A 9,243-nucleotide genomic window follows, 5' to 3' on the forward strand; every position below is an offset into this window, starting at 1 on the left:
TCGGGCCCTGAGCGCAAACGGGTAGCAGAACGGTCAAGGTAGGTAGTTTGCCATGGCCATCAGAATTCAAAAATCCGAGACATATCTATTTTTAATGCCTATAGCGTGAGTCGCGCTAAGCTGATCTTCATCTAAGCTTGGATATGTCAAGGTGGGTTTTACAGCGCCCCACTCCCTAATGCGCTAGCACGTCGTTGAGGAGCGCTTATGTCCAAGGTTCGGAACGATGTCTACATCGAACCCGAAGCGGAAGGGAGTCAGGCGGTCAACGCATGCCGAAAGGTGGTGGGCCTGGTACCCGCTCCGGAGATGTCCGCTGAGATGGCCGAACAGGTAATCGATCAGTTACCCGAACTTCTGGTCAACTATGTCGACGACCGGTTGAGTTGGGAGGTGCAACTGATCGTCGATCCGTTGATCGGCGCTGCAGAGGCTTCCACCGATATCATAGGGAGTATTCTCGAGTACAAGCGGGATCGGCAGTGGGACTACGCGGTCTGTATTACCGATTTGCCGATCTACATGCATGGGCGCTTCGTGATCGCTGAAACCAGCACGGTGCATGGCGTTGCGATGGTCTCATTGCCTGCCTTCGGCATTACCGCGATACGCCACCGCCTGAGCGAAGCGATTCTGCAACTGATCAACGAATTGCATCATGGCAGTTCGGAAGAGGACCGTGCTCGCCAAGAGCAGCGCACCCAGCAATCCGATAAAGTCCACGAGAGCCTGCGTGGCAAAGGCGCCCGGAAACTACTGGGTAGGCACCTCTACGAGAAGCTGTTCCCGATACGGCGGATAGCGCTACCGGGCGAGGGAGAGTTCTTCGATGTACGCTTTATAGCCGAATCAAGGATCAACGGAAACCTTCGCATCCTGGCCGGCATGGTGCGCGCCAATCGCCCCTGGACCATCTTTCCTGCTTTCAAGAGCGTCATCGCCGTCGCGTTCGCGACCGGCGCCTATGGTCTGGTGTTTCCCACCCTTTGGCAGCTCAGCGCCAATTATGGCCGGCCACGCCTTGTTCTGCTTATGGGAGTGGCCATGGCGGCGATGATCGCCTGGATCATCATTGCCCACACGCTGTGGGAATCGATAAAAAACGCCCGATCACCACGTCTGGTTCGCCTCTATAACACGGTTACTGTCCTGACGCTAAGTGCCGGGGTCATATTCTATTACGTGATCCTGCTGGGCCTTTTCTGTTTCACGGTCCTTGTTTTCATTCCGGCCAACATGCTGGAAGCGCAACTCGGCCACGCGGCCAGTCTTTTCGATTACACCTCTCTTGCCTGGCTCGCGACTTCGGTTGCCACTATCGCTGGGGCCCTAGGGGCCGGACTGGAGGATGAAGAAACCGTCAGAAACGCCACTTACGGCTATCGGCAGCGACGCCGTAACCAGGAAGCGAATAGGCGCTGACAACTCTGTTTTTGTGATCAGCCGTTGTTCCTTGGTGGTGTCCACGCCGGTGCTTCGTCCTCGATTCGCCGGGCGTCTTCCCGCATGGCGTGCCCTAGCGACTCGTCCAGCTTCATGAACAGCTCCCCGTAGCGCGGGCTGAAGTGAATGCCTTCCTCGATGTTGCGCCAGGCGTTGAACAGTTGATCTTCGTGGGCTTTTTCGCTGGCGACAAAGGATTGGGTCATCCGGCGGGCGCGTTCTGGGTGGACGCCCATGGCGGTGAGGGCATCGCCGCCGAGTTCCAGAGCGGAGTAATAGGTTTCGCTCACCACATCGTCGGCGCCGGCCTCACGCAACTCGTAACCATGGCCGCGGTCGAAAGCGCGGGCCAGCACCCAGACCTCTGGGTAAAGCTGTTTGACGTGACGCACCAAACGTACGGCCCGGTCCCTGTCGTCAATGGCGACGACGAGCAGGCGTGCCTCGGCAATGCCGGCGGTTTCCAGTAGTTGGATGCGGGTGGCGTCGCCAAAGTAACTTGTCAGTTGGATCCGGCGCAGGTTTTCGATCTGCTCCAGGGCGTGGTCTAGGGCAACGCTGGGAATGTTGTTGGCGCGAAGCAACCGACAGACGATCTGCCCGAAGCGGCCGACTCCTGCCACGATCACCGGCGCCTGCTCTTCTATCTCATCCGGCTCCACTTCTTCATTGGAGGCCTTCTGGTAGCGTGGCAGCACCACCCGGTCATAGACAATGAACAACAGCGGCGTCAGGAACATGGACAGAGCCACCACCAATGACAGCATCTGCGCGGTGTCCGCCGGGATCACACGGTTCTGGGTGCTGTAGGTCAGCAGCACAAACCCGAATTCACCGGCCTGGGCGAGCCCGAGGCTGAATAGCCAGCCTTCACTGCTGCGGATTCCAAAAGCGAACGCCAGGCCAACCAGAATCAGCGCCTTGCCAATGATCACTGCCAGGGCGAGAAGCAGGACGGTATGCCAAGACTCCGCCAGAACGCCGAAATTGATCCCCGCGCCCACGGTAATGAAGAACAGCCCCAGCAGCAGCCCTTTGAACGGCTCGATATTGGCTTCCAGCTCGTGCCGGAATTCGCTGTTGGCCAGCACGACACCGGCCAGGAATGCGCCAAGCGCCGGCGACAGGTTGACCAGGCTCATCAGCGCCGCGATGCCGATAATCAGCATCAGGGATGTGGCGGTGAATACTTCCCGCATGCCGGACTGCACCACGTAGCGGAACAGCGGCCGGCTCAGGTAATGGCCGCAGACAATCACCAGCACGATCGCACCGACAACGGCCAGCCCATGCGCCCAGCCCGGCAGGTTCTCAACCAGGCTGAGGCTGCTGTGTCCGCGCTCTGCATCGATGGCAGAGATTCCGGACACGGCCAGCAGCGGGATGACGGCCAGCATGGGAATCACCGCAATGTCCTGGAAGAGCAGCACTGAGAAGGCACTCTGGCCACCTTCGGTTTTGACCAGGCCCTTTTCGGTCAGCGTCTGCAGGACAATCGCGGTTGAGGAGAGGGAGAAGAGAAATCCTACCGCCACGGCGGTTTGCCAGGCTATCCCCAGCGACCAGGCAAAACCGGTGGCGACGGCGGCGGTCAGTGTGACCTGTAGGCCGCCGAGGCCGAGCAGCCGGTTTCGCATGGCCCAGAGGGATTTGGGGTCAAGCTCCATCCCCACCAGGAACAGCATCATCACCACGCCGAACTCGGCAAAATGCTGAAGGGTGATGGTCTCTTGGCCCACCAGTCCGGTCACCGGCCCTATGACGACACCGGCTACCAGGTAACCGAGTACCGACCCCAGTCCGAACCGCCTGGCCAGTGGCACCGCGATTACCGCGGCCACCAAGTATATAAACGCCTGAACAAAGTAGTCAGTCATCAGTCATGTCCGTGGACCGGGAAGCAGATATCGGTTCTTCTAACCCTAGATGAATGGCTGCATTTTGCTTCCGGTTTCGAAAACGGGGACAGACCCGATTTTCGGGCCTTCGTCCTTCCCCGGGCGGCCTTTTCTCCGCTTCGCTACGTAAAGGCCGCTGCCACGCTGACCCCGGGAAAATCCTCACCCAGCCCCATCCCTCGTGTGATTCACGGGGGATGGCAGCCATGTGCTTTACTATCTTTACCTTTTATTGATGCAGGAGGCTTCCATGATCGGCGGCTTGATAGGACTACTGGATGACATCGCCGCATTGGCGAAGTTGTCCGCAGCATCACTGGATGATGTGAGTGCCGCCGCTGGGCGTGCGACGACGAAGGCGGCTGGGGTAGTGGTCGATGATGCGGCGGTGACCCCGCAGTACTTGCAGGGGGTAACGGCGGAGCGCGAACTCTCGATAGTGAAGAAGATCGCGATGGGGTCGATCCGCAACAAGCTGATTTTTATCCTGCCGGTGGCCTTGCTGCTGAATCACTTCTTGCCGGGGCTATTGCCGATCATCCTGATGGTGGGGGGCACCTACCTGGCTTTCGAGGGCGCGGAGAAGGTCTGGCACAAGCTCTCCGGGGAGCAGGATGACGACAAGCCGTCGGTTGAAAAGGGGCCGGAGGCCGAGAAAAAGATCGTCAGCAGTGCCGTGCGGACCGACCTGATTCTATCCGCCGAGATCATGGTGATCGCGCTTTCCGCCGTCTCTCACCAGGGATTCTGGTCGCAGTTGGCGAGCCTGGTGGTGGTCGCGTTTTTCATCACCATTCTGGTGTATGGCGTGGTGGCGCTGTTGATCAGGATGGATGATCTCGGCCTAAAGCTTGCCCAGCGCGATAGCTCGGGCATTCAGACGCTGGGCCGGAGCCTTGTGACTGCCATGCCCAAGGTGCTGACGACCATCTCGGTGGTGGGCACCGTCGCCATGCTCTGGGTGGGCGGGCATATCCTGCTGGTCAACCTGGGTGCCGATGGCACGGGCTGGTTCAATGCGCCCTATGCGTGGGTTCACCATCTCGAACAGGGCATTGGCGAGGCAACCGGTGGCCTGGGCGGGATGCTGGGCTGGAGCTTTAATACGCTGTGTTCTGCGGTGATTGGCTTTCTGGTGGGCTCGGTTGTCGTGGGCGTGCTGCACTTCATGCCTAAGCGCTGAAGCCGAGCGCATCGGTTATCACGTATCATGCAGTCAAGCCAACGCTTGCCTTTCGGGGCTGGCGCCTTACTGCCTGCCGGGGATCTCCTTGCCATGACACGCGTCGCCATCTTCGTGGATACCCAGAACGTCTACTACACCGTGCGCGAAGCCTACGGCAAACACTTCGATTATCGCCGGTTCTGGGCGAGGGTGACGGCGAACCGGGAGGTGCTGGCCGCGCGCTGCTATGCCACCGACAAGGGCGACGCGAAGCAGCGCGAGTTCCAGAATATTCTCCGCTCGATCGGCTTCGAGGTCAGGCTCAAGCCGTTCATCCAGCGCGCGGATGGCTCCGCCAAGGGCGATTGGGACGTGGGCATCACGCTGGATGCCATCGAGTACGCGGCACAGGCGGATGTGGTGGTGCTGGTCTCCGGCGATGGCGACTTCGACCTGCTGGCGGAGAAGATCCGCGAGGTGCATGGCAAGCGCGTCGAGGTCTACGGCGTGCCCAAGCTCACCGCCAATTCCCTTATCAACGCCGGGAGCCAGTTCATCCCCATCGAGGGCGACCTGCTGTTGGGGTGAGGCGCTGATGCTGAGTTGCCGGATTCGTCGGAGAGAGCGTGCTATGGTCGGTTAATCTTGAACTCACCCGAACAAGCCCGACATGAGCGAACAACTGCAGATCCTGATCTACGAGGATGCCGATAAGGCGGTCGACGTGCGTCTGGACGACGGTCGCGAAACGGTATGGCTGACGCAGCGGCAGATGGGCGAAGTGTTCGAGACCACGCCCGAGAACGTGCTGATACACCTCAAGAACATCTTCAGCGACGAGGAGCTGGCCGAGGAGGCAACTACTAAGGATTTCTTAGTAGTTCGGCAAGAAGGCCGCCGTCAGGTGCGCCGTCACATCCGACACTACAACCTCGATGCCATCATCTCCGTCGGCTACCGCGTCAATTCTCGGCGTGCGGTCCGCTTCCGCCAATGGGCAACGCGCGTCCTTCGGGAGCACCTCATCCAGGGCTGGACGCTGCATCAACAGCGCTTTGAAGCTAATGCCCAGGAGTTGGAAGCGGCGATGGCGCTGGTGCGCAAGGCGGCGCACAGCCCGGCGCTGGATGTGTCGGGCAGTCGTGGGTTGGTGGATATCGTCGCGCGTTATGCGCAGACGTTTCTGCTGCTGCAGCGCTATGACGAAGGGCTATTGAGCGATCCCGACGTGCAGGTGGGCGGTCAGCTTCCTTCGTTGGAGATCGCGAGAGCCGCGCTGGGTGAGTTGAAAGCCGAATTGATAGGACGGGGAGAGGCCACCGACCTGTTTGCGCGCGATCGAAGCGATGGGCTGGCCTCATTGCTTGGTAACCTCGATCAGTCCGTCTTCGGCGAGCCGGCCTATCCGAGTATCGAGTCGAAAGCTGCGCAACTGCTCTATTTCGTGATCAAGAATCACCCGTTCGCCGATGGCAACAAGCGCAGTGCGGCGTTTCTGTTCGTCGACTTCCTGTACCGTAATGAGCGCCTGCTGTCATCGACGGGGGAGCCCGTGCTCAACGATGTCGGTTTGGCCGCGCTGACGCTGCTTGTGGCGGAGTCCGATCCCGCCAACAAGGAGACGATGATCCGGCTGATCATGAACATGCTCGCCGGTGATGCAGCGTCCGCTTGAATGATGGGGTAGTGGCCCTCTGGTGAGCTGCGACATCGAGGCCGCGCAACGTTATCTCGCTTGCTTGCCGCCCGAGCAACGTGCCAGGGTCGGCGAATTGCGCGACCCCTACGTCAGCCGGGCGCTGACCCGACTGCATAACGCCCCTCTCGCGCATCGCCCTGGAAGCGGGATACGACTCGGAAGCCGCCTTTAGCAAGGCGTTCAAGCGGACGTTCGGCATGCCACCGGCAGCATGGCGACGTGCGCAGCAATCTTTGGAGGAATATCGAGGGGCAACTGACGAATGTGATCCGTAGGCATGTGGCCGGTGCGACGGTGCTCTACGAGCTCAGGATCAGAATGCCCAGACCCGCCGCAATGAGCAGGCCCCCGATGAGCCGGCTCACGTGATGGGCGTGGGGCACGAGCTTCTCCATCAGGAACAGCAGGGCCAGGGCGGCCATCCAGGCGAGACTCATGACGCCCCCGACGAACATCAGCAGCATTAGTGCCCAGCAACAGCCAATACAGTAGGCGCCGTGGCGGATCCCCATGGTAAGTGCCCCGGCGGTGCCATCGCGCCATTCCGTCATCAGAAAGCTAAGCGGCGAGCGACACTTGCTCAGACAAGCGCGCTTGAGTTGGCTGAACTGGAAACTCCCCGCCAGGATGAGCAAGCCGCCCCCGAGTGATGGGCCCGCCTTGCCCATGGTTGAGCTTATCAGCGTACTCTGTTGCAGCCCCCACTGGGTCGCGGCGGCCAGGAGGCCGAATCCCATCCAGGTGGCCAAATAACCCGCTATGAAACACCAAGTGGGGGCGATGGCTCTGCCATGGGCCATGCGTTGCTGGTGCACTCGGGTGTAAGTAAGAATCATCGGGCTGGCGCTCGGCAGCATCATCGCGACCATCATTACGCATCACATCAGCGCGCTGATCGCCGCCATATCCAGTCCCCATTCGCCTGAGGCAGGCAGGCTCATGGGCATGTCGACATGGCGGGATGTGCCTGTGATGACGAGATAGCTCCAGGCAAGCAGTGTCAGCACCCCCAGGGCGATAGCGACCACCAGCCGCTCCCGCGAGTGGAGCCTGGCCATTGTCAGGTGCATGGCAGGACGCCCGTTCAAGGCCCGGCGTAGGCGAACGGCGAATAGAAGGCCGTACGCTCGCTGAGGTCGACATCGATGCCATGAGCCTGGTGGAACAGTGACTGGGAGATAGCCACCACCAAGGATTCACCCGGTGCGACCGCCAGGGGATGGTTGCGAATGTGGATATCGCCGCCGTCCTGACCTGCGAGCGCTTTGATGTGCGCGCCCACCGATTCGCCGAGCGTCAGGTGCCGCTGGCCTTTTTCGGCCTCGTAGCGAATGGGGACCCGCTCGACAGCGCGTACTTCGCTAATCAACGAGGCGAGTAATGCCGGGTGGCCCCCGGCCTGGCCGCCGAATATCGTCTCCATTGCCTCTTGCTGGCGCTCGTCCCCGCGTTGGTCCAGGTAGAGCACCGCCTTCCAATCGCCCTCCGCCATTGGCCCTGGGGCGTACAGCGCGACCGCCACGTTGAGGTCTTTGAGCGCCACATCACCATATTGCCCCGTGGAAATGTGCCAGCCCACCAGTGCCGTGCAGTCACCCTCGGTAGGGGCTCCCAGATAGAGGCAGGGGCAGGCCCCCTTGCAAGTGCAACTCTCCAGATAGTCCCCCTCTAGCTTCCATTGCGTGTTCATGGCCACGCTCCTCTTCAGTCCGGCTGGACTTGCGTCTCTTTATGTATAGCGCTTGCTGGGCCGAAAAGCGTGAAGAAGTGATGGTGACACCTGCAAACTTGCGCAACCGACCTGGCGTGAAAGTGCCCCATAGTGATCTTGACGGCATGGTTCATGAATCCGCGCCGCCATTTTCTTCTCAATGCCGCGAGCCAGTTCATACCCATCGAGGGCGAGCTGTTGGAGTTAGGCGCCGCTACGCTGCAGGCCTCGTGGAGAACGGGCCCGATGTCCATGTCGAGCCCGCGAAAGCCACGTATCAGCGCGCCTGTATGAATTCGAGCAGGTCGGCGTTGATCTGGTCGGGGTGCGTGGCGAACATGCCATGCGACAGGTCGGGATATGTCTTCAGCGTGCCGTTAGGTAGGAGCTTGACCGCCTTGTGGGCCGAGGCCGCGATCGGAACGATCTGGTCGTCCTCTCCGTGCATCACCAGCACGGGAATCGTGATCGCCTGGAGGTCGTCGGTGAAGTCGGTCTCCGAAAATGCTTCGATGGAGTCGTACTGGGCCTTGGCGCCGCCTTCCATGCCCTGTCGCCACCAGTTGTCGATCAGGCCTTGGCTGACCTCGGCACCGTCGCGATTGAACCCGTAGAACGGGCCGGCGGGGATGTCCTTGAAGAACTGTGCGCGATTGGCTGCCAGGGCGTTGCGAAAGCCGTCGAACACTTCCTTGGGCGTGCCTTCTGGATTGGCGGATGTCTTTAACATGAGCGGGGTAACCGCGCCCATCAAGACGGCCTTGGCGACGCGGCCTGATTCTGCCCGAGCGACGTAGTGCGCGACGACGCCGCCTCCGGTCGAATGACCGATATGAATGGCGTCTTTCAGATCGAGTGCATTCACCAGCTCCGCAGTGTCGTCCGCGTAGGTGTCCATGTCGTTGCCCGTATCGGTCTGGTCCGAGCGCCCGTGCCCTCGGCGGTCGAACGCGATGACACGGTAGCCCTGCGATAGAAAGAACAGCATCTGACTATCCCAGTCGTCCGCCGAAAGCGGCCAGCCGTGGTGAAAGACAATGGGCTGAGCATCTTTGGCTCCCCAATCCTTGTAGAAAACGTTCGTACCGTCTCGAGTCGTAATGGTTGCCATCTTTTTCTCCTCCTGTTGGGTAGACGCCGGGTACCGGTTTTTCCAGGGGCTGGCGACTCGATAGGCGATTCGCGGTTCTCGGTTCTCGCAATGGTTTCACCATCCCCGCTCGAACAGCTCTTTTAGATTAGCCGCTCGCGCGGGGAAGCGAGCCAGTTCATTCCTCTCGAGGGCGATCTACTGCTTGGTTAAGGCATCGCTACAAGCCCTCCAGTT

At 60.4% G+C, this 9,243-nt stretch carries 10 protein-coding genes; 5 read left to right on the forward strand and 5 right to left on the reverse strand.

Annotation, left to right across the window (positions count from 1 at the left end):
• Window positions 1–207: 207 nt before the first annotated feature.
• Window positions 208–1,422: a hypothetical protein gene (locus L1075_RS15335; RefSeq protein ID WP_246942681.1), complete on the forward strand. Its 1,215-nt coding sequence runs from the start codon at window positions 208–210 to the stop codon at window positions 1,420–1,422.
• Between the two features lie 17 nt (window positions 1,423–1,439).
• Here the strand turns inward: L1075_RS15335 and L1075_RS15340 are convergent, their stop codons facing one another.
• Complete coding sequence (locus L1075_RS15340; protein ID WP_246942683.1) at window positions 1,440–3,320, reverse strand: monovalent cation:proton antiporter-2 (CPA2) family protein; 1,881 nt, start codon at window positions 3,318–3,320, stop codon at window positions 1,440–1,442.
• A gap of 271 nt (window positions 3,321–3,591) precedes the next feature.
• Between L1075_RS15340 and L1075_RS15345 the strand changes: the two genes are divergently transcribed.
• The 4 genes from L1075_RS15345 (at window position 3,592) to L1075_RS15895 (ending at window position 6,480) form a co-directional block, all read left to right on the forward strand.
• Window positions 3,592–4,524, forward strand: coding sequence for a DUF808 domain-containing protein (locus tag L1075_RS15345; RefSeq protein ID WP_246942686.1), 933 nt, complete (start codon window positions 3,592–3,594; stop codon window positions 4,522–4,524).
• Window positions 4,525–4,617: 93 nt separating this feature from the next.
• Complete coding sequence (locus L1075_RS15350) at window positions 4,618–5,094, forward strand: NYN domain-containing protein (RefSeq protein ID WP_246942689.1); 477 nt, start codon at window positions 4,618–4,620, stop codon at window positions 5,092–5,094.
• Between the two features lie 82 nt (window positions 5,095–5,176).
• Window positions 5,177–6,181: a virulence RhuM family protein/type II toxin-antitoxin system death-on-curing family toxin gene (locus L1075_RS15355; protein WP_246942691.1), complete on the forward strand. Its 1,005-nt coding sequence runs from the start codon at window positions 5,177–5,179 to the stop codon at window positions 6,179–6,181.
• A gap of 155 nt (window positions 6,182–6,336) precedes the next feature.
• Window positions 6,337–6,480, forward strand: coding sequence for a helix-turn-helix domain-containing protein (locus tag L1075_RS15895; protein WP_425531268.1), 144 nt, complete (start codon window positions 6,337–6,339; stop codon window positions 6,478–6,480).
• Window positions 6,481–6,504: 24 nt separating this feature from the next.
• Here the strand turns inward: L1075_RS15895 and L1075_RS15360 are convergent, their stop codons facing one another.
• The 4 genes from L1075_RS15360 to L1075_RS15375 all read right to left on the reverse strand — a co-directional run bounded on the left by L1075_RS15360 (window position 6,505) and on the right by L1075_RS15375 (window position 9,027).
• The gene (locus tag L1075_RS15360) at window positions 6,505–7,077 is read right to left on the reverse strand and encodes a DUF2182 domain-containing protein (protein WP_343311334.1); all 573 of its coding nucleotides are present in this window, start codon (window positions 7,075–7,077) and stop codon (window positions 6,505–6,507) included.
• Between the two features lie 6 nt (window positions 7,078–7,083).
• Window positions 7,084–7,275, reverse strand: a complete 192-nt coding sequence (locus L1075_RS15365) for a hypothetical protein (RefSeq protein WP_246942694.1) — start codon at window positions 7,273–7,275, stop codon at window positions 7,084–7,086.
• Window positions 7,276–7,289: 14 nt separating this feature from the next.
• Window positions 7,290–7,895 (reverse strand): DUF1326 domain-containing protein, encoded by a 606-nt coding sequence (locus L1075_RS15370; protein ID WP_246942696.1) that lies wholly within the window; start codon window positions 7,893–7,895, stop codon window positions 7,290–7,292.
• 298 nt (window positions 7,896–8,193) lie between these two features.
• A complete protein-coding gene (locus tag L1075_RS15375) occupies window positions 8,194–9,027 on the reverse strand; it encodes an alpha/beta fold hydrolase (RefSeq protein ID WP_246942699.1) in 834 nt (277 codons plus the stop codon).
• Window positions 9,028–9,243: the final 216 nt, after the last annotated feature.

Origin of the sequence: Chromohalobacter beijerinckii, from assembly GCF_023061185.1 — a bacterium.
Taxonomy (GTDB): Bacteria; Pseudomonadota; Gammaproteobacteria; order Pseudomonadales; family Halomonadaceae; genus Chromohalobacter; species Chromohalobacter beijerinckii.